The organism is Pollutimonas rozaliensis (genome assembly GCF_048751585.1).
Lineage (GTDB): Bacteria > Pseudomonadota > Gammaproteobacteria > Burkholderiales > Burkholderiaceae_B.
This window is the reverse complement of the sequence record NZ_JAZHOB010000224.1, coordinates 1-258: the sequence shown is the minus strand read 5'-3', so window position 1 is coordinate 258 and position 258 is coordinate 1. Positions and strand designations below refer to the sequence as shown.

Annotated in this window: 1 protein-coding gene; it reads right to left on the bottom strand. The window is 45.3% G+C overall.

Annotated elements, in window-relative coordinates; translation table 11 throughout:
• Positions 1-201: hypothetical protein (locus V0R37_RS22675; RefSeq protein WP_420376631.1), on the bottom strand; the 201-nt coding region annotated here is incomplete at its 3' end.
• Positions 202-258 lie beyond the last annotated feature (57 nt).

Here is a 258-nt window from a genome sequence, read left to right as displayed (position 1 = left end):
CGGGCTGATTCCGTTTGCCTCGTAGTAACGTTCGATGAAAGCATCAAAGCAACCGGGGTCGTAAACGTACCCGTTTTCGTTCCCGTCTGTTCTCGTATTGAATCGGAAAGGAATGAGCTTCCCGCCACGGACACCGTCACGTTCGACAGGGTCCTTTTCCGTAAGCAACACGGCATTTCTTGTTATCAATTTAGTTTCCATATTCGTTTAAATAATTATCACGATACATTTTTCGGGCTTCTATGTCTGAAATGTAGC